The organism is Vibrio phycocola (assembly GCF_054404255.1).
Genome location: NZ_JBTAMQ010000013.1, coordinates 28,663 through 49,605, shown reverse-complemented (window position 1 = coordinate 49,605; position 20,943 = coordinate 28,663). Strand labels below are relative to the sequence as shown.

The 20,943-nt window shown below is 41.9% G+C and carries 18 protein-coding genes; 5 read left to right on the top strand and 13 right to left on the bottom strand.

Translation table 11 applies throughout. From position 1 onward, the window contains the following. Positions 1 to 33 precede the first annotated feature (33 nt). The gene (locus ACXJY6_RS16045) at positions 34 to 1,944 is read right to left on the bottom strand and encodes a polysaccharide biosynthesis protein (RefSeq protein ID WP_458768943.1); all 1,911 of its coding nucleotides are present in this window, start codon (positions 1,942 to 1,944) and stop codon (positions 34 to 36) included. Between the two features lie 337 nt (positions 1,945 to 2,281). Between ACXJY6_RS16045 and ACXJY6_RS16040 the strand changes: the two genes are divergently transcribed. Then, positions 2,282 to 2,830, top strand: coding sequence for a sugar transferase (locus ACXJY6_RS16040; RefSeq protein ID WP_458768942.1), 549 nt, complete (start codon positions 2,282 to 2,284; stop codon positions 2,828 to 2,830). Positions 2,831 to 2,888: 58 nt separating this feature from the next. Here ACXJY6_RS16040 and cysN read toward each other — a convergent pair whose 3' ends face one another. The 6 genes from cysN to ACXJY6_RS16010 all read right to left on the bottom strand — a co-directional run bounded on the left by cysN (position 2,889) and on the right by ACXJY6_RS16010 (position 9,593). Beyond that, a complete protein-coding gene (gene cysN, locus ACXJY6_RS16035; RefSeq protein WP_458768941.1) occupies positions 2,889 to 4,298 on the bottom strand; it encodes a sulfate adenylyltransferase subunit CysN in 1,410 nt (469 codons plus the stop codon). Between the two features lie 44 nt (positions 4,299 to 4,342). After that, on the bottom strand, positions 4,343 to 5,320 hold the full coding sequence (locus ACXJY6_RS16030) for a DHH family phosphoesterase (protein WP_458768940.1): 978 nt from the start codon (positions 5,318 to 5,320) through the stop codon (positions 4,343 to 4,345). Then, positions 5,320 to 5,961 carry an adenylyl-sulfate kinase gene (cysC, locus tag ACXJY6_RS16025; protein WP_458768939.1) on the bottom strand — a complete coding sequence of 214 codons (642 nt, stop codon included), beginning with the start codon at positions 5,959 to 5,961 and terminating at the stop codon, positions 5,320 to 5,322. The genes ACXJY6_RS16030 and cysC overlap by 1 nt, the downstream gene beginning before the upstream one ends. After that, positions 5,961 to 6,875, bottom strand: coding sequence for a sulfate adenylyltransferase subunit CysD (gene cysD / locus ACXJY6_RS16020; protein ID WP_456052288.1), 915 nt, complete (start codon positions 6,873 to 6,875; stop codon positions 5,961 to 5,963). The genes cysC and cysD overlap by 1 nt, the downstream gene beginning before the upstream one ends. Before the next feature lie 84 nt (positions 6,876 to 6,959). Next, a complete protein-coding gene (locus ACXJY6_RS16015) occupies positions 6,960 to 8,687 on the bottom strand; it encodes a sodium:proton antiporter (RefSeq protein WP_458768938.1) in 1,728 nt (575 codons plus the stop codon). Positions 8,688 to 9,005: 318 nt separating this feature from the next. Then, entirely contained in the window at positions 9,006 to 9,593 is a 588-nt protein-coding gene (locus ACXJY6_RS16010; protein WP_456052290.1) for a YjaG family protein, read from the bottom strand. Positions 9,594 to 9,718: 125 nt separating this feature from the next. Between ACXJY6_RS16010 and ACXJY6_RS16005 the strand changes: the two genes are divergently transcribed. The 3 genes from ACXJY6_RS16005 (at position 9,719) to ACXJY6_RS15995 (ending at position 11,982) form a co-directional block, all read left to right on the top strand. Continuing rightward, a complete protein-coding gene (locus ACXJY6_RS16005; RefSeq protein WP_458768937.1) occupies positions 9,719 to 10,645 on the top strand; it encodes a D-2-hydroxyacid dehydrogenase in 927 nt (308 codons plus the stop codon). 335 nt (positions 10,646 to 10,980) lie between these two features. Next, a complete protein-coding gene (locus ACXJY6_RS16000; RefSeq protein ID WP_456052292.1) occupies positions 10,981 to 11,253 on the top strand; it encodes an HU family DNA-binding protein in 273 nt (90 codons plus the stop codon). A gap of 48 nt (positions 11,254 to 11,301) precedes the next feature. Further along, complete coding sequence (locus ACXJY6_RS15995; RefSeq protein ID WP_456052293.1) at positions 11,302 to 11,982, top strand: DUF1481 domain-containing protein; 681 nt, start codon at positions 11,302 to 11,304, stop codon at positions 11,980 to 11,982. 80 nt (positions 11,983 to 12,062) lie between these two features. Here the strand turns inward: ACXJY6_RS15995 and purD are convergent, their stop codons facing one another. The 4 genes from purD to ACXJY6_RS15975 form a co-directional block, all read right to left on the bottom strand. Beyond that, entirely contained in the window at positions 12,063 to 13,352 is a 1,290-nt protein-coding gene (purD, locus tag ACXJY6_RS15990) for a phosphoribosylamine--glycine ligase (protein ID WP_458768936.1), read from the bottom strand. A 128-nt stretch (positions 13,353 to 13,480) separates the two neighbouring features. Next, positions 13,481 to 15,070, bottom strand: coding sequence for a bifunctional phosphoribosylaminoimidazolecarboxamide formyltransferase/IMP cyclohydrolase (gene purH, locus ACXJY6_RS15985; protein WP_456052295.1), 1,590 nt, complete (start codon positions 15,068 to 15,070; stop codon positions 13,481 to 13,483). A 292-nt stretch (positions 15,071 to 15,362) separates the two neighbouring features. Then, complete coding sequence (gene manA / locus ACXJY6_RS15980; protein ID WP_458768935.1) at positions 15,363 to 16,562, bottom strand: mannose-6-phosphate isomerase, class I; 1,200 nt, start codon at positions 16,560 to 16,562, stop codon at positions 15,363 to 15,365. A gap of 212 nt (positions 16,563 to 16,774) precedes the next feature. Then, a complete protein-coding gene (locus ACXJY6_RS15975) occupies positions 16,775 to 18,418 on the bottom strand; it encodes a methyl-accepting chemotaxis protein (protein WP_458768934.1) in 1,644 nt (547 codons plus the stop codon). A gap of 394 nt (positions 18,419 to 18,812) precedes the next feature. Here ACXJY6_RS15975 and ACXJY6_RS15970 point away from each other — a divergent pair, with 394 nt between their 5' ends. Beyond that, entirely contained in the window at positions 18,813 to 19,292 is a 480-nt protein-coding gene (locus tag ACXJY6_RS15970) for a porin (protein WP_458769020.1), read from the top strand. Between the two features lie 139 nt (positions 19,293 to 19,431). Here the strand turns inward: ACXJY6_RS15970 and trhO are convergent, their stop codons facing one another. Next, positions 19,432 to 20,427 carry an oxygen-dependent tRNA uridine(34) hydroxylase TrhO gene (gene trhO, locus ACXJY6_RS15965; protein ID WP_458768933.1) on the bottom strand — a complete coding sequence of 332 codons (996 nt, stop codon included), beginning with the start codon at positions 20,425 to 20,427 and terminating at the stop codon, positions 19,432 to 19,434. Positions 20,428 to 20,636: 209 nt separating this feature from the next. Then, complete coding sequence (gene fis / locus ACXJY6_RS15960) at positions 20,637 to 20,933, bottom strand: DNA-binding transcriptional regulator Fis (protein ID WP_456052324.1); 297 nt, start codon at positions 20,931 to 20,933, stop codon at positions 20,637 to 20,639. Positions 20,934 to 20,943 lie beyond the last annotated feature (10 nt).

Sequence of the window (20,943 nt, the reverse complement as noted above, 5' to 3'; positions counted from 1 at the left end):
CAGTGGTAACTTTGAGGTCGCATAGTGCTGTATTTATTCGTGTTCATCTCTTGAAACTCGCCGTCTATCATGTCGTTCTACCTCGACTTTTCGGTATCCCGTTGGTGTATCAAGTAAAATTTGCTTAATACAGTCGACGTCAAATTCATGACAACATATATCAAGTTTACCAAGTAGATTTTCCATTTCTTGCCAACTAAGCTTTGCTTCACTAGCGGTCATAATTTTTTGATGACTCGTCCCTTCAACATTGTCACCAATTAAAAGCTCTTCATATAGCTTTTCGCCAGGTCTCAAACCACTAAATTGAATTTCGATATCACCGCTATCGCTGAGACCATGAAAATATTCTTTCATCCCCATGAGGTTGATGGTCCGCTTGGCAAGATCCAATATTTTTACTGGTTCACCCATATCAAGTACGAACACTTGACCGCTTTTTCTCATAGCACCTGCTTGTATAACAAGTTGGGAGGCTTCAGGTATAAGCATAAAATAACGAATAATATCAGGATGAGTTACGGTAACAGGGCCACCTTGACGAATTTGAGTTTTAAATAGAGGAACAACAGAGCCAGATGAACCTAAAACATTCCCGAAGCGTACCATACTAAATAACGTATCGGTTTGCTTGTCAGATAAAGCTTGAAGGACTAATTCAGCTAAACGTTTACTAGCCCCCATCACATTAGTTGGTCTCACCGCTTTGTCAGTTGAAATTAAGGTAAAGTCTTTTACTCCTGCTTCAATGGCGGCATTGGCACATGCTAGAGTACCAAAGACATTATTTCGGATACCTTCTACAATATTATCTTCGACTAATGGTACGTGCTTATATGCGGCGGCGTGGTAGACAGTTTCAATATTATGCGCTTTCATTAGGCGGTATACGCGGTTTTCTCGTTGTACTGACCCTAACGCCGCGACAATATTTGTTTTTAATCCTTGGCGTTTTTTAATACCTTGAAGCTCTTGGTCGATTTTATATAAGTTATATTCATTGAGCTCGAATAAAAGCAGAGTTTTCGGTTGTTGGGATAAAACTTGGCGGCATAATTCCGAGCCAATGGAACCACCTGCGCCTGTGACTAATACTCCTTTATTAAATACACATTTACTAAGCAGTTCAGGGTCGGGATCAACTGCTTCTCGGCCAAGTAAATCCGATACATCTAGATCTTTTATCTCAGTGGCGCTTGCTTTACCCGCTGCGATATCTTCTACACAAGGGACGGATTGAATTTCAATCGGCCAGTTGGCCAGTTCGTCTAATAATCTCAGACGTTTACCTTTACTAATGTTGTTAATCGCGAGTAATAGTTTCACAGGGCGGTACAAACTGCTGAGTTCTTCGAATTCACTTGAATGATGAACGCGAGAACCAAACATGATTTGTCCAACCTTAGCGTGGTCATCATCTAATAGAATTACTGGGTGATACTCACCACCTTGGACTAGAGAATAGGTGAGATCTCTCCCTGTTGCACCAGCACCATAAATGAAAACATTGGGTTTATTTCGCTTATAAGTGTGGTAATAGATTGTTCGAATAAAAATACGTGGTCCACCAAGTGCCAAGATAGCTAGTCCGGCGTAGATAAAAGGGACGCTTCTAGGTAGAAAAGCTTGGAAAATAAACCCGCTAATGGCGAGGACTGCCGTCGAAATAAATACCGAAGTGAATATGTTACCTATGGCCGGAAGCATCATATAGCGCAAAACTGCGCGATACATGCCCATTTTTACAAATGTTAATATTGTGACTGTGATTGTAGTAACTAAAGTTAAGTACTCGGGAAAGGCGAAAGTAAAATCAAACCCATCGATACGTAGTGCATAAGATACAATCAATGCAGTCATGATTGCCACAATGTCGTATAAAATGGAAACTAGCCGTTTGTTTTTTCGTTTAGCTGACAGTAATAATTTTATTGGTGAACGCATCGCTACATCATTCTTATTATGTTGGTTAATTAAGTATCGTTATATAATATATTTAACTGATACTTTATATCAGTCTACGCGTTAACCTGTTATATAATCAAATGTAAAATGTTAAATCACGAACAAATCTCCTCTTTTTTATACACTTAGCACAGATTAGAGGATTTCTTGCAATTATTAGTAACGTTTTTCAGGAAACCGGTTTAGTTGTATAGTGAAATATCGATGGTTAAGAGGTGACAAGACTGAGTAATGAACATAATTAAGTGGAATGCCCCCATTTCATTTGAGGACGGCATAAAGAAAACAGTAGCAGCGCATTTGGCAGGAGAAAAAGGTGATTAGAGTATTAGATTTTTTGTTCGCACTGTGTGGATTGTTGCTGCTTTGGCCTGTAATGCTAGTGATACTGATTATGGGCTGGTTTGATACCAGAGCGCCTGTTTTTACTCAAGTAAGGGTAGGTCGAAAACAACAGCCTTTCACGTTAATTAAATTTCGAACCATGCCAATTGCGACTCAATCGGTTGCCACGCATTTAGTCGGTGCCAACTCAGTGACTAAACTCGGCCAGTTTATGAGAAAAACCAAGTTAGATGAGTTACCTCAGTTGATAAATGTTTTGAAGGGCGAAATGAGTATTGTCGGTCCTCGTCCATGTTTGTTTAATCAAGAAGAGTTGATTGAAGAGCGTGAAAAACGAGGCGTATTTAATGTCCTTCCGGGGATTACTGGGCTGGCTCAAGTCAATGAAATTGATATGTCGACACCGGAATTGCTTGCTGAGTGGGACCAGAAAATGATTCAGAGTTATTCGTTAAGACACTATTTTACATATGTTATTCAGACGGCGACCGGAAAAGGCGCTGGTGATAGGGTAAAATAAAGCCGAGTTAACAACTTAACTCGGCTTTTGATATTGCTCTACTATTTAGCTGGGAGGCTTATATTTCGCTACAGCCCCATTCAGGGAAGTGTTTGCGAACATAAGCATTGAGGTCTTTTTCAGACTGCGAGTAGATACGAGCAGGCTCTTCACCAGATTGACCAATATGCTCAATCATACCTGCGCCAACGGTAACGTTGGTGTGACGGTCGATGATAATAAACGCGCCAGTTTGCGGCAGTGCTTGATATTGGTCGAGGGCGACGGAGTCAGTAAGACTAACGCTCGACAGACCGATTTCATTGAGCTCTAACTGCTCACTGTTCTCAGCATGCTGCTCAAGCGTATTCACGTCCACTTTATAAGGGAGTGCTGAGACTTTACCGGTGCAGGACTTAGTCGCAAACTTGAACAGATATTCTTTATGCGTGCGTAGTGGGTTTTCACTCATCCAAACAACATGAGCATCAAACTTCTTCGTTACCACTGACTCATGGCCAGTATGAACCAACATATCACCACGAGAGACATCAATCTCATCTTCTAACGTTAATGTAATCGCTTGCCCTGGTTGAGCTTGAGGCAATTCACCATCGTAGGTATAAATTGATTTAACTCGCGATTGCTTTCCTGATGGCAGTACTGTGATGTCATCGCCGACTTCAACAATGCCAGAGGCTAAGGTGCCGCAAAACCCTCTGAAATTGAGGTTTGGACGGTTAACGTACTGAACAGGGAAACGCATTTTTTCCAAGTCTTTGTCTTGGTCGACTTTTACCGTCTCCAAGAGCTTCATCAATGTCGCACCAGGGTACCAATCCATGTTCTCACTTGGTGTGACGACATTGTCACCCAGAAGTGCGGAAATCGGTACAAAGCGAATGTCGTCAATATTGAGCATTTTCGCCATTTCACGGTAATCGGCTTTTATCTTTTGATACACCTCTTGGCTGAAGTCCATCAAGTCCATTTTATTAATGGCAACGATAACGTGCTTAATGCCCAGTAAGCTACAGATATAGCTGTGTCGGCGAGTTTGGGTTTGAATTCCATAGCGCGCATCAACCATAACAATTGCTAGAGAGCACGTTGAAGCGCCCGTTGCCATGTTGCGAGTGTACTGCTCATGCCCCGGGGTATCGGCAATGATAAACTTACGCTTATCAGTGGAGAAATAACGATACGCTACATCAATGGTGATGCCTTGCTCACGCTCAGATTGAAGACCATCAACCAGCAGGGCTAAATCGAAATCCTGGTCAGTGGTATTGAATTTTTGCGAATCTTTTTCAATCGCAGCCATTTGGTCTTCGTAAATTAACTTACTGTCAAAGAGCAAGCGCCCAATTAGGGTCGACTTTCCATCATCTACGTTTCCGCAGGTAAGAAAACGAAGTAAATCTTTATTTTCATGAACCTTTAAATAGGCTTCGATATCTTGAGCAATCAATTCTGATGAGTGTGACATCTTAGTTCCTTTCTTTTTATTCGATTGAAGTCAGAGTCGTAATATTAAACTGACTCTGACAGTCGATAATATTGGCTTAATACCGCGATAAAGCGAGCTTTATCATTAAGTGGTAATGCATTAATTCCAGCTGCGGCTTTACGTCCGCCACCGGTGTCAAATTGAGTACAGACCTCATCAGCACCAATACGATTGTTGAGTGGCGCTCGTACGCTCACGGTGTAATCGGCTTGGTTTTGGTTTAGGGTCAATACAGCGTGAGCTAAATCGGGTGACTGATTGGCCAGTTCATTACCAAACACACCACTAATTCGTCTTGCCCATGCTTCACAAGGCAACTCAAACACTTTACAACTGCTGTCTTCACTTACCGGTGTTAAGGATGCTACGTTTTGATAATCTTGCGCATACCCTTTTTGTAAGGTGTAAAACGGAGACTGGTTGTCGTCACGCAGCATAAATGGATCTGGATAGCTCAGCAGGTGAGTAAACAAATCCGCCGGTGCGATATGCAAGTCATCTTCGCTGGCACCGTAACCGTTGTAGTTAATGAGTGTTCCTAGCTCGCAAAGAAAATCGATATCAGATTGACCGAGCCCCTGAGTTTCTGCGATGGCTTGAGCACGCGCATTGAGGTTATCGCCAAATGCAGCCGCTATCGCCCAGTTGACATATTGGCCTTGCAACTTCTGATTGATTAACAAGGATGTACAAACTTCCGCATCAAGATTAATCAAGGTTTCCAAACTGTCTGACTCTGGAACATCACCGGTTCGGTGGTGGTCGCAATAAAACACAGGGACATTGGCATCAAGCAGTGTTTGAAGCGGCGTCAGGTTCTTCTCCATCGAAATATCGAGGGTGGTCACCGATGTTGCATCGCCAGTATCAACAACTTGATTGAGGAGTTTTATATCGCGTTTCACCCCAGTAATCAGCTGGCTCTTTTTGGGCTCGGCAAGGCGCAATTGCAGTAGTGCAATAATGCCATCGGCATCGCCATTGAACACATCGTAATGCATTAGTCCTGCCCCTTCAGATAACCCAACTCATCAAGCTTCGCAACCACCTGCTCTGCACAGGCTTCTATTGAAAGCTCAGCCGTTTTTATGTGGATTTCTGGCGTAACGGGAGCTTGATATTCCGAATCAATACCGGTGAAATGTTTAATTTCACCAGCGCGAGCTTTTTTGTATAAGCCCTTAGGGTCTCTGGCTTCACATACGTCGATAGGCGTATCAATAAACACTTCTAAGAATTGCCCGGCATCAACCAATGCTCGAACTTGCTCACGGTCAGCGATAAAAGGTGAAATAAACGCGGTGAGTACGATGTTTCCTGCGTCAACAAACAGTTTGGCCACCTCACCGATACGGCGAATGTTTTCGATACGGTCGTCATCACTAAAACCTAGGTCTTTGTTAAGGCCATGGCGGACATTATCGCCATCAAGTAGGTAGCTATGCTTACCCAAGCTCATTAGCTTGCTTTCAACCGCATTGGCAACCGTGGATTTTCCAGAGCCACTTAATCCCGTAAACCACAAAATAACAGGCGTTTGGTGTTTCTGTGTGGCGCGATCTTGATGGGTCACAGTGGTGTTGTGCCACACGACATCATCACTCACGCTGTCGTTTTGTTTTAGTTCATAAGGGGAGCTCATTAGAAGTACCCTTCACGCTTTTTCTTCTCCATTGAGCCAGAGCTATCATGGTCAATGGCGCGGCCCTGACGCTCAGAGGTCGTCGTTAGTAGCATTTCTTGAATGATTTCAGGCAGTGTTGTTGCTTCTGATTCTACCGCGCCAGTTAATGGGTAGCAGCCCAAGGTGCGGAAACGAACCATTTTCTCTTCAACCACTTCGCCTTCTTTTAACTCCATGCGCTCATCATCCACCATGATCAACATGCCATCACGCTCAACAACTGGGCGAGGGGCAGAAAGGTATAAGCCTGGAATTTCGATTTGCTCTAGGTAGATGTATTGCCAAATATCAAGCTCCGTCCAGTTGGACAGTGGGAAGACACGAATACTCTCGCCTTTGTTGACCTTGCCGTTATAGACATTCCAAAGCTCTGGACGCTGGCTTTTCGGGTCCCAGCGATGATGTTCATCACGGAAAGAGTAGACTCGCTCTTTGGCACGAGATTTTTCTTCATCACGACGAGCACCACCAAATGCAGCATCAAAACCATGCTTATCCAACGCTTGCTTTAGGCCTTGGGTTTTCATGATGTCTGTGTGCTGTGAGCTGCCATGAACAAAAGGGCTAATGTTCATCGCTAACCCTTCTGGGTTTTGGTGAACGATTAATTTCATCCCTAATTTTTCCGCCATATAGTCGCGGAATTGAATCATTTCTTTAAATTTCCATGTCGTATCAACATGCATTAATGGAAATGGAGGGATGCCGGGTGCGAACGCCTTTTTTGCAAGATGAAGCATTACCGAGGAGTCTTTACCCACCGAATAAAGCATCACTGGGTTATCAAATTCAGCCGCCACTTCACGCATAATGTGGATTGATTCGGCTTCTAGTTGTTTTAAGTGCGTCATACGCGCAGGAGAAAGTGTCATTCTTAGCTTCCTAGTTGATGTTCGGCTATAGGGTTATTTTAATATTGTTGCGTTATAAGTAAATAGACCAATAAGAACTTAAAATTATAAGTACATATAATTAAGCATAGTAAGCACGACCGTGCCATAAATAAGGCTGATTGGAAGCCCTATCCGTATAAAATCTTGTAGGCGGTAGTGACCCGCACTGTAAACCATTAAATTAGTCTGATAACCATAAGGGCTAATAAAGCTGGCACTTGCTCCAAATGCGACAACTAATAGTAAAATTTGAGGTTCAAGTTGCAGGCTATGTGCTAGTTCAAGAGCAATAGGGAACACGAGTGCCGCTGCTGCATTATTGGTGATGAGTTCAGTTAACAACCAAGTAATAATGTAGACGATAATTAAAGCCATCAGTGGAGAGAAATGGCTTTGATGCAATATTATCCAGTCTGTTAGAGGCAATAATGCCCCCGAGCTTTGCAGTGCTTTTGATAGCAATAGTGCCGATCCGATGATTAACCAAATGGATCTCGGTAAGCGCTGCATTATCTCATTGGCTGAAAGGCTCCCACTTATTAACAGTAGACCAAGAAAAATAACTAAGCTTTTAAATAGAGGAACGATGCCGATAGCTGCTAAGACTATGGCTCCGATAAACCCAAATACTGAGAGCTTTTCTTTGTATCCACTGAGTAATTGCTCTGTTTCTATATCGGACACTAAGTAAAAGTTCTTGTGTATATTACGGCGACTTTTAAAGTCATCACCCACAGCGAGTGTTAGATAGTCACCTACTCGTAGCGTAACATCACCTAATTTACCTGATAACGTTTCTCCATCGCGACGAATTCCTACGACCGCGGCATCAAATAGTGCTCGAAATCCAGCCCGTTTTAGGGTTCTGCCAATAAGAATGCTGTTGGGACGGATAATAACTTCGCTTAAGTTTGAAAGCGGTAACCCATTTTTACTCGCAAAGGAGACTAAACCATCAAATTGATTGAGGAGAGTGACTTTTTTTATATCGCCACTAAAAATCAGCCGATCATTTGATTCAATAATTTCGTGAGGTGCGACAGGAGTAATTAAGCGGCCATCTCGAAGAATTTCGACGAGAAACAGAGATTCCAAATTTCTTAACCCGTTTGCTTCGATGGTTTTATCAATTAAAGATGAGTTGGGTTGAACTTTAAAGTCGACGAAATAATCAGAAGCCGTTATTTGCTCTAGTTGATGATCTGGTAGCAAATGTGACAGTAGAAATAGTGTGAATCCACATACAATGACAACGACAGAACCCACTAACGTAAAGTCGAAAAACCCAAATGCAGGTAACCCAGCATCTATTACCATACTATTTACGATTAAATTGGTGGAGGTTCCTACTAACGTTAATGTACCGCCAAAAATAGCCGCATAGGACAACGGCAATAGCAGTTTGCTTGCTGGGTGATGACTGTTGTTTCTTAGTGGTGCGAGCATGGTGGAAACGACAGCGGTATTATTGAGTACTGAAGAGGCAAGGGCGGTGAAACTAAATAGGCGCAACCACGTGGATAGATAGCTAGGTCGAATTATAGCTCTGGCGAGGATACGAAGAAGTTTGGTTTTCTCAAGTGCAAGCGAGCACACCATTAATAGAATAAGAGTGAGCAATCCTTGGTTTGAAAAGGCAGAGATGAGTTGATCGCTTGTGGTGATGCCAAGGAGCAATAATACGAGAAGCAATCCACCAAACACACGTTCAGGGTATGCTTGAAAGCGAACAAGTCCCACGATAGTGGCGAGAAAAAGGACAAGGACTAAGTAAGAGTGATTCAACTGCATATCTCATTCATAAACTGTGCGACCAAATTGATTTAAGGATGTGCCTAAATAAGAATCATAGCGCATCAATAACGTAACTCTTAAGTATCAATGATTACAACTTATACTTTAACTTACTAAGGTATTCTTTATCGACAAAAGCTAATTTGTTTGGGGGAGATCGTAAATTGTCAGGAAGTGTTTGATAATTATATGGTTTAAAGTCTAATTATGATGACCTTTTCTAAAGGTTACCGTTATACTTTTGTATATCAATGGATTCGTTATGACACTAAAATCCATTGATAGCTTCAACTGCTCGGTAGTTTACAGATTCAATTAGAGTTCAATACCGATGTTGCTTGCTGCGGTATCTTTCAGTTCATCGCGAAGGTCTTTCATTAGGTCGACATCGCGAACTTCAGCGTCTTTCAATGGACGGTAAATGGCCCATTGAATGTCCCACTCTTCACACACCGCTTCATTATCTTTTTGATTGTTATCAGAGATTTCGATTCCTTCGCGCGCTTCTTCGACTTGGGCAACGGTACGAGCAGAAATTTGGCTAACCTTTTGGACCGATTCTATGAGTAAGTCTCTGTCGAGTAGGGAGTGAAGCAATGTTGATAAAGCTTCGCAAGAATCAATAGCTGGGTAGACAAGGAAAATATCAGTTTCCTCAGGGCTAGGGATTAAAGTTTCAAGTTTCTCTAACTGTTTCTCAAAGTTAATCTTTGCGGTTTTTACAGTCAGAATCTCCCAAACGGCATCAAGGATATTTCGATAAATTCTAGCTTCGGCATAGTGAGTTTGTTGACAAAACAGAACGTAATTAGGATACATGCGTTCACATAGACACGCCATAAAGGTAATCTGTTGCCAAGGTTCTAATTTCTCAAGGCGAATTTGGATTGGGTTTCTTAACATGGGCTCATTATCATGAAGTCTAAGGACTTGCGCAGTGTACTTTATTACCCCTGACTACCTCAAGGTGAGTTTGCCACTCTCATCAAGAGAATGTGTTGAGTGATTTAATGGAAAAGGAGAAGAGCATGAAAGGAATCAAAGATAAGTTCTACTTACTGACAGATGCCAATGAAGAGTATCAAACTGAACTTAAGCAATATGATTTACCGGGGTTGGAGCAAACCGACATTATGAATGAAGCAACGGTTGTGATTGCAGATCCCCCGTTGGCTGCATTGCACCTAGATAAATTTGATAAACTAGAATGGTTACAGTCCACTTATGCTGGTGTTGATAAATTGATGCTGCCTGAATTAAGGCAAGATTATACGTTAACAAATGTTAAAGGAGTCTTTGGGCCATTAATTGCAGAGTATGTTATTGGATATTTGATTCAGCACTATCGTCATTTTCAGCAGTATCGTGAGCACCAATCGCAACAGCAATGGTCACCAATGCCATATCAAAGTTTACAAGGTAAGCGTATGGTGATTTTAGGTACAGGAGTGATAGCTAAGCACTTAGCGAAAGTTGTTGCTCCGTTTGGTATTGATGCAATTGGTATTAACCGTTCTGGAATTCCGCCTAAGGACAATACATTTTCGGCTATTTATCATTTTTCAGAGTTAGAAATGGCATTGAAAAGTGCAGATATTGTGGTGAGTACGTTGCCTAATACTCCGGAGACGAAACACATGCTTAATCGTGAATTCTTTAGTTGGTGCGACAATGTTGTCCTGTTTAATGTTGGGAGAGGTGCCAACTTGGCTGAAGATTCATTAATTTCCGCTATAGATTCTGGTCAAGCGGGACACGCGTACCTTGATGTATTTGAGCAAGAACCATTGAATTCCCATCATCCATTTTGGCATCACCCAAACATTACCATTACACCACATATTGCAGCGTTGAGTTTTCCTCGTCATGTTATCAAAATATTTGCGACGAGCTATCAACGCTGGTCAATGGGACAAATGCCACAATTTGTCGTCGATTTTTCCAAAGGATATTAAAATGAGACTGAGAGATTATAGAGAAACTCTCAGCTTTATTGATTATCACACGGTGTATTTTGGAAGAAATTGCTCTAAATGTTATGAAAAAAACAGACTATTTCATTAATGATTTATTTTAGGCTCAGGTTTCGCCAAACTCATTGACACGTAAGATCTTTTCATTGATTAAGTTCTATTTGGTGTTAGTGGTATAAAAATGTGATATCTGCCTCATAATGTGGTGAAGTTTTAAATATTAAAGCAGATAAAAAGAGACAAACCTTTGCAACTCAGGGGCTTTATGATTTAGAGTAGTTCAAGTTCTAAAACTAACATATCTAAAGGGAAACCTAATGAACAAGACTCAGTTAATCGATTTTATCGCAGAAAAAGCAGATCTTTCAAAAGTACAAGCCAAAGCAGCGTTAGAAGCAACGCTAGGTGCTGTCGAAGGCGCTCTTAAAGAAGGTGACCAAGTTCAACTTATCGGTTTCGGTACTTTTAAAGTAAATCACCGTGCAGCTCGTACTGGCCGCAATCCTAAAACAGGTGAAGAAATTCAAATTTCAGCGGCTAATGTACCTGCTTTTGTAGCCGGTAAAGCGCTGAAAGAATCAGTAAACTAATCCAGTTTCTACGCCAAAGTTTGTCTTAATTTTGGCGTATTCCTGTTTATGAACAAACACATCTATTTTCTGCCTACACTACTCATCTCTACTGTCTTAATTGGTTGTTCTTCAAGCGATGGCCTTGAAAAACAATTGCGTACGTATACTGGCGGCAGCCGTATGGGTGATGCGACGAGTTTCTTTTGGTATACCGAAAACTTTTCATTGCCCTATGAAGGTTCTGATTACGTTACTTCAACCAATGACCAATGGTATCAAACTCATTATCGTTGGCTCGAGAGTAATGTGAGTGAAATCGTACGTGAAGGCAGTGTGATTGTAGATGATAAATTGGTACCGTTTTCTTTGAATCTACGTTTTAACTCGAAGGGCGAAGCCGTTTATCAGCAATATCGTGTCGATAGAAAAGTGAAACCGCTACAGGCGAATGCACTAAAGGCGTATTTGAAACAAGCGGAAGCCATTGCTGAAACAACAAAAGCTCAAAGAGGGTTGGCGTTAATTCAGGGGTATTGGGACGGAAAACAATTTGAAACCTGCTCTGGCGAGGAATACGACAAGCTCGAATTTAATAAAACCTTACCGAGTTTTGTGATCGATCGTTTAGCCAACGTAGATAATTATCTTGCATTTATGGGGTCGGTTAAAATTGGTGAAGCATACATTGAAGAATTATTAATGCTTGCTGATGATGGTCATGATTGTGTGAAGGCTTTCAAACCATAGATTTGTTATTCTAGGCAGAGAATATTCATAAAAACCGAGATAATTGATTATCTCGGTTTTTTCTTATCTGAATTAAACTTCTATTTCTCAGAATTTTCTCGAGCGATTGCACGGTAGCCAATGTCAGAGCGGTAGAAAACGCCATTCCAATCAATTTGTTTGGCGAGTTCATAGGCTTGTTGTTGAGCTTCTGAAACCGAGTTACCAAGAGCTGTAGCGCATAGAACACGTCCGCCATTAGTTACAACATTGCCATCTTTCTCAGCGGTTCCAGCGTGGAAAACTTTCTTCCCTTCAATCTCCTGAGTTGGGAGACCTGAAATGATATCGCCTTTCGCGTAGTCAGCAGGGTAGCCGCCAGCAGCAAGTACGATGCCGATTGATGCACGAGGATCCCATTTAGATTCAACTTGATCGAGCTTGCCTTCTAATGCTGCTTGGCATAGTTCAACCATATCCGATTGCATACGCATCATAATAGGTTGAGTTTCAGGATCACCAAATCGGCAGTTGTATTCAATCACTTTCGGCGTACCTTGAGCATCGATCATTAGTCCAGCATATAGGAAGCCTGTATATGGATTGCCTTCTGACGCCATACCTTCCACTGTTGGGTAGATAACTTCTTTCATTATGCGGTCGTGAATTTCTGGAGTCACGACTGGGGCTGGCGAATACGCACCCATACCACCAGTATTTGGTCCAGTGTCTTTATCACCCACTCGTTTATGATCTTGGCTGGTGGCCATCGGCAGTACATTTTTGCCATCGACCATGACAATAAAGCTCGCCTCTTCACCATCAAGGAACTCCTCGATAACAACTCGGCTTCCTGCTGAACCAAACGCATTGCCTGCAAGCATATCTTTAATGGCGTCTTCGGCTTCTTCTAGCGTCATCGCAACGATAACGCCTTTACCTGCCGCAAGCCCATCGGCTTTTACGACAATTGGCGCGCCTTGTTGACGAACATAAGCAAGTGCTGGCTCAATTTCGGTGAAATTCGCATATGAGCCAGTTGGTATGTTATGTCGAGCCAAGAAATCTTTAGTGAACGCTTTTGAACCTTCCAGTTGCGCAGCACCTTGAGTTGGGCCAAAAATCGCTAACCCTTGAGTTTGGAACGCATCAACCACGCCAATAACAAGAGGGGCTTCAGGGCCGACAATCGTCAGTTCAACATTCTCTTTGGCAAAAGCACTAAGGGCATCAATGTCTTCAACAGCGATATTAACGTTTTTCACTTTTGCTTCAAGAGCAGTACCTGCGTTACCAGGAGCAACAAAGATAGTCTCGACAGATGGGTTTTGAGCTACTTTCCACGCAAGAGCGTGCTCACGCCCACCTGAACCAATAATTAATACATTCATTTTTTAATTCCTTTCCGCATCGCCATTATTAAAACAGTCTTGCATTAGATTCTAAAAAGTCTCTATTCGTAGGAATAGAGACTATCAAATAATATTCATCGATTTACTAGAATTCGATAATGAATAAATTAGTGACGGAAGTGGCGCATTCCCGTAAAGATCATTGCCATACCGTGTTCATCAGCAGCAGCAACAACTTCATCATCACGCATCGAACCACCCGGTTGAATCACACACTTAATTCCTGCTTCAGCAGCGGCATCAATACCGTCACGGAATGGGAAGAAGGCATCAGATGCCATGACGCTACCTGCAACTTCTAGGTTTTCGTCTGCAGCTTTAATGCCCGCAATTTTTGCAGAATAAACACGGCTCATTTGGCCTGCACCAACACCGATTGTCATATCGCCTTTCGCGTAAACAATCGCATTTGATTTCACGTATTTTGCTACTTTCCAGCAGAATAGCGCATCTTTTAATTCTTCTTCAGTTGGCTGACGTTTTGAAACCACTTTAAGGTCATCAAGTGAAACCATGCCTTGATCGCGATCTTGAACCAGTAAGCCACCGTTAACACGTTTAACTTCAAAACCAGTCGTTTTCGCTGACCATTCACCACATTCTAGTAGGCGCACATTTTTCTTCGCAGCAACAACAGCAATTGCTTCAGCTGAAATCTTAGGCGCGATAATCACTTCAACGAATTGACGATCAACAATAGCTTGCGCTGTCGCGGCATCTAACTCTTGGTTGAAAGCAATAATGCCACCAAATGCAGAAGTTGGGTCGGTTTGATAGGCGCGGTTGTAGGCTTCTAGAATATCTTTCCCAAGTGCAACACCACATGGGTTTGCGTGCTTAACAATCACACATGCCGGCTCAGCAAACTCTTTAACACACTCTAGCGCGGCATCGGTATCTGCGATGTTGTTGTAAGAAAGCGCTTTGCCTTGAATTTGAGTTGCCGTAGAAACTGACGCTTCTTCTGGGTTGCCTTCAACATAAAAAGCAGCCGCTTGGTGGCTGTTTTCGCCGTAGCGCATATCTTGCTTTTTCTCGAACTGCATATTGAATGTGCGTGGGAATTTACTCTCTTCGTCACCTTCTTTGTTGTCCCCGTAAGAAGGAACTTTAGTGCCGAAGTAGTTTGCAATCATGCCATCGTAAGCAGCAGTGTGTTCGAATGCTGCAATCGCTAAATCAAAACGAGTTTCAAGTGTTAACGATTTTTCGTTACTGTCCATTTCAGCAATAACACGGTCGTAATCACTTGCATTAACCACAATCGCAACATCTTTATGGTTTTTCGCCGCAGAGCGAACCATGGTTGGGCCACCAATATCGATGTTTTCAACCGCATCCGCTAACGTGCAGCCTTCTTTTGCGACTGTTTCTGCGAATGGATAAAGGTTAACCACCACAATATCAATTGGGCTAATGTCGTGTTCAGCCATTACTGCATCATCTTGGCCGCGACGACCTAATACACCACCGTGAACTTTTGGATGAAGAGTCTTAACTCGACCATCCATCATTTCTGGAAAGCCAGTGTAGTCAGATACTTCAGTAACAGCGATGCCTTGCTGCGCGAGTAAACTAGCGGTACCGCCAGTTGATAGGATATCTACACCACGGTCAGCAAGTGATTTTGCAAACTCAACGATTCCTGTTTTGTCTGATACGCTGATAAGAGCGCGACGAATTGGACGTGCATTCATGCTTCCATTTTCCTCAAATTCACGGAGTTAAAGTAACTGGGTTTTTCGAAAATTTTGTGGCGCGTATTTTAACGAATTTATCTTTAAAAAGCTCGCGCAATCGTTTGGCATTGGTAAAAAAATACAAAATGGACTGAAATACAGAAATTTTATGGTGGAAATATTGAGAGCGGGCTCTCTTCGAATAGGTATGCAAGGTAATAAAAAGAACTGAGAAACGAGTACTGCCGGAGTAGCTTGGTTGGCTTATAAGTTCAGTACAATTCAAGACTCCGGCGAAAGTAAGGAAAGCTTAGTTATATACTCTTGCCACTCGTGCTTTTGAGGTTAATGTATAACCTTCAGTAGCCGCAGGAATAAAGACCGATTGACCTTTCTCAATGGTAATCGTTTCACCGTTAGTGTGCTCTAGTGTTGCGCTATCATCGATGGCAAAAATAATTTCAGCGCTCGTTACTTTGATGTGTGTTTGGCTTGCGGTCGGATAAATAGAAAACCGGAAGTCATCAACAGGAATAGGGTAGTTGAATTCGCCTTGATCTTCGATGGCATCAACCAGCAAGGTAGACGCAGGTTTAGCGGCAAACGAGGTGCATTTTGACAGCTCTTCAATATCAATGTGTTTTGGCGTTAAACCAGCACGTAAGACATTATCAGAACTTGCCATTACTTCTAATCCAGTGCCTCTTAAATACGCATGAGGAGTACGCGCATCCAAATACATTGCTTCCCCAGGTTGAAGGGTAATGTAATGCAGCATCATCGGGGCAAATAAGCCAATATCTCCAGGGTATTGCTGAGATAAATCAAGCAGAAGTGCGGGTAAACGTTCGTTACGATTGTTTGTCGCGTACGTTAATAACTCACTGATAGCTTGAGTTTTGTCTTCACCATTTAGGGACAATAGTGAAACAAAGAAATCTTTGAGGCCTGTTTCGGCTTGGTTATTTTTGAATGCTTCGAACAACGGTTTAATGCTAGTAAGATCGGCTGCATCAAAATTAGCAATAATGTCTGCGTATTCACGGAAGCCATTTAGCGCGTCATACTGAGTCAATGCATAAACTAATTCAGGTTTATGGTTGGGATCTTTATAGTTACGATTTGCTGCTCCAAATTCAATACCAAGCTCATTCTCGCGAGCATAGCCGATTTCAGCTTCTGTTTTACTTGGGTGAACTTGAATAGATAGCGCACTATTTGCGGCGAGTACTTTAAATAGAAAAGGGAGCTCATCGAAGCGTTCAGCACTTGCAGAGGAAAGAAAGTGAGACCGATTTTCAGCGATTAGTGCGCTTAACAATTGCTTGCCTTCATCAACAAATACTTTGGAGCATCCTCCGGGGTGCGCACCCATCCAGATTTCCGCTTGAGGCTCATTCTTTGGGTTTGGTTGATCGAACAAACGAGCGATAGAATCTACGCTTCCCCATGCGTAGTTCTGGATAACATTATCCATCAAATAAAAACAGGGAGTGACCTTAGTATTCATATACGTCTCTAAGAAATTTATAAAATTTTTAATCTACGTATAAGGTTAGCTTAATTTGGACATTAGGTTAATGATATTACGACTAGTTTTTCAATGAAGGGTAACGATTGTGGCGTATATTCTCAATTTCGACATTACTAACTGGTTGATATTAAAAGAGACAAGACTATTAGTCTTGTCTCTTTTAATATCACGTATGGATAGACAAAAATTTAGGAAGCTTTAAACACACTAAAACTGTCATTTAATGTTGTACTGTCTTTCAATAATTGTTGGCTAGTTTTAGTCAGAGCCTGGACATCTTGGGCGGTTTGTTCGGAATGAGTTGCGAATTGATTGACGTTTCGGCTAATTTCATCTGATGCTTCTGTCTGTTGATTTGAAGCTGCCGCTATATGTTCATTCATACTCAGGATTTCATTAATTTGTTGATTAATGTCCTCTAATACCTGGCGTGCACTTTCCGCTTGCTCGAGGGTTAAGTTCGATTGTTGTTTGGTTTGATTCATCGAATTCGATAGGTTTTTCGCTCTGGCTTGCAAGCTGGTGACGATCTCTTCGATTTCATCTGTACTCTTTTGGGTGCGAGTCGCTAACGTTCGAACTTCATCTGCGACAACGGCAAAGCCTCTACCTTGCTCACCGGCACGTGCTGCTTCGATAGCCGCATTGAGTGCGAGGAGGTTTGTTTGCTCTGCGACACCTCTAATGACTTCAAGTACTGAGCCAACATTGTCTGCCTCTGCGGCAAGTTTATGGCTATTTTCTTCGGTTTCCGAAAGGGCTTGAGAGAGAGAGGACATGTAATCAGACGCATTCGATATTGATAGCTGGCCTTGTTCACTATTTACTCTTGCTGATTGAGCTGCACTTGCCGCTTGTTGGGCCGAATGAGCAACTTCTTGGTTATTGGATTGTAACTCTGTCATAGCGGCTGCTACTGAACTTACAGAGCTTTGTTGATCGGTTGCTTGCTTTCCGGTTTGCTCTGCGATTGAGTTGAGAGTTTGCACTGAACTTGAAATGCTTTGAGAAATTGGAGATATGTGTTGGATAGAATGCTGAATTTTATCTGTGAACAGATTAAATGAATTTGCAATATGGGTAAATTCATCGTTTCCTTCTACAAGAAGCTTCTGCGATAAATCACCTTCTCCTTCAGCAATATCTTCTAATGCTCTCTGTGTTGATCCACAAGGAGAGGTAATACTGCGGCCAATAATGGTTGAAAGCAGAATCAACACAACGACAATACCTCCCAATAATATTGCCATTGATTTTATTTCTTTCGCGACAAGGGCGTTTACATCATCAACATAGACTCCGGTCCCTATAACCCATCCCCAAGGCTTAAATAATTTAATATAGGAAATCTTTTCGACATCAACTTCTGAACCCGGCTTTGGCCACATGTAATTAACAAAGCCACCTCCTTGAGACTTCGCAAGGTCTACCATTTCTATAAAGAGTGCTTTTCCAGTTGGATCTTCTACACCACCAACATTTTTACCGTTTAGAGCAGGTTTTATTGGGTGCATGACCATAGTTGGAGTGAGATCATTGATCCAAAAGTAGTCGTTTTCTTCGTAGCGAAGCTTGTTAATCGCATTCTTAGCTTCGGTTTGAGCCTGCTCTAAACTCAACTTTCCTTCATCATGTTGTCGGTGAAAATAGTCGAGAACTCCATGAGAAACTTCAATGATGTGACGAGTTTTGACTTCCTTATCGACCATCAGATCATGTCTGTAGTCCTGGATTACTTTCGCAAAAGGGAGCGATACCATGATTATGGTCGCAATCAATAATAGATATAGGCGAGTACGAATTTTGGTGTGACGTAAGCTAGGCATCTTCATGATCGATCCTCAACACGATGACTTTTTTGTTTAGTGAATAAGATAAGTAATAGCAGATTCCCGGTGAGGTCGATGAATAAATGCTCAGTTAACAATGCTGTTACATTTATAAATTGGAAAAGTTTGAATTAGATCTTGTTTTGTATGTTTTTTGCCCAGATTAGCGATGTGAATGCACGAAAAGACCGTACTCATTAAAAAAATATTAGCGATGAGCAATTTTGTTTACAGTTTTGAAGCTGTGAGTTAGGTGAGGAAATGGAATGAATCTTTACTCTCCTAAAATAAAGCTGAGTTGCACTTTTTCGGTTGTTTTGTTCATTTTTTACCCACTAATTTGCCTTTTTTGCTCTTAAAGGAAGCAAGTTGATTTTTTTGTGCACTATTTGACGTAATTAAATTCCAAGGTTCTTCAGCAGGAGCTCAGTACGGTATTTCTTACTTTAAAGTGGGCGACAATACGAGTACTTCTCCTACTGCTGTAAATGGTTACGTAGGGTATAAAGCTGATACGTTTGCGGTATACGCAGGTTTAGAAGAGCGTAGTACTGATTACTCAGTTGTATCACTGTCTGGTAACGCAAGTTTCGGTGCTGTTACTGTTGGTGCTAACGCTTGGATCAATGACCAAGACGGCGGTGATGAAACAACTGGTATCTATGCAAGTGCTGGCTTTGCAGTGAGCGATGCTCTAACTCTTTCTGCTGGTTACGTAACCAAAACAACTGAAGCTAACACTGGTGCTGAAACCGATTACGATGCAATCAACGTTGCAGCAAGCTATGACGTATCTGATGTTGTTACTGTTCAAGGTGACATTAAAGACGACGGTGACAGAACTGATGTCTTCCTAGTTGCATACTACGACTTTTAATTAAACGTTTTAAACAACTCACTGCCTTGAGTTAAAACGTTAAATTGAAGCTAGAGCACCATCTCAGTATGCTGGGATGGTGCTTTTTTATTGTCCAAATTAAGATAGTAGTGTATTTAGTCTGTGTTTCTTCGACTACTTATTTATTGGCTTGCTGTGCTTTCTTATCCGCTTTAGCCTGGCGCCGTTCTTCAATTAACTCTTTTATCTCGCCACCAATATGAGATTCCCCTCGTTGTTCTGCTAGCGCTATCTGACGCTGACGCTCGATATATCGATTTCGCTGTTCATCGGTCACTTTGTCGTGACATCGGTGACAACTTACACCTTTAATATAATGTTCGCTCTTTTTCTCTTCTTCCGTAATTGGAAATCGGCAAGCATAGCATTGGTCGTATTGGCCTTGTTCTAGTTCATGGTTGACCGCGACTCGTCCATCAAATACGAAGCATTCACCTTCCCACATTGTCTCGGTACTCGGAACGTCTTCTAGGTATTTCAATATGCCACCCTCAAGATGGTATACCTCATCAAAGCCTTGCTCTTTTAGGTAGGCTGTCGACTTTTCACAGCGAATACCACCGGTACAAAACATCGCAACCTTCTTGTGTTCGTCTTTATTTAGGTTTTCTTCGACGTATTTCGGAAACTCTTGGAATGTCTCAGTATTTGGGTTGATGGCATTTTTGAACGTTCCTATTTCAATCTCATAATCATTACGAGTATCGATGACTAGGACGTCCGGATCGGAAATAAGGTCATTCCAATCTTTTGGTTTCACGTATGTTCCTACGACTTGATTAGGATCGATTCCTTCCACACCCATTGTGACAATTTCTTTTTTCAGTTTCACTTTAGTTCGGTGAAATGGATTCTCATTATTATAGGATTCTTTATGGGAAATATTGTCTAGTCCTGGCTGTGCGTTTAGAAACTTAAGCACAGCATCAATGCCACTTTGAGGGCCTGCGATTGTTCCGTTAATCCCTTCAGAGGCCAGGAGCAGGGTTCCTTTAACTTCGACACTGATCATTTTCTCAATAAGGGGGGCACGTAACGCCTCAAATGTTTCTAAGTGAACAAATTTGTATAGTGCACAAACCGTAATGGTATTGCTGTTTTGGGAAGAATTCATGTTGTCTCCATTGAGCGAGCTGGAACGTAAATCCAGTGCTGTAGATTGATAAGTAATGGGAATAGTGCGACGGATCATTATGGCAAATGTGTCCAGAATGTACAGGGGTATTACGTGCTACATGAAGTGCGGAGGTATTCGTGATTAAAGAAAAAAGCCAAGTAATTGTTTACTTGGCTTTTTTAATTCAATAGTTAAAAAACGGCTTTCTAGTTCATGCCGTATTTTTTTAATTTCTTACGTAGCGTACCACGGTTAATACCCATCATGTTTGCCGCTTTGGTTTGGTTACCACGAGTGTACTGCATGATCATATCGAGTAATGGTTGTTCTACTTCTGCGAGAACTAATTCGTATAGCTCAGTTACTTCTTGGCCATTTAATTGCGCAAGGTAGTTTTTAAGAGATGCTTTAACGGAGTCACGCAATGGTTTTTGAGTGACTTGGTCTTGTGAAGTTACGGTAGTTACGGTTAAAGCTTCTGAAGTCAGATTTTGTTCGAACATATTCGGGCTA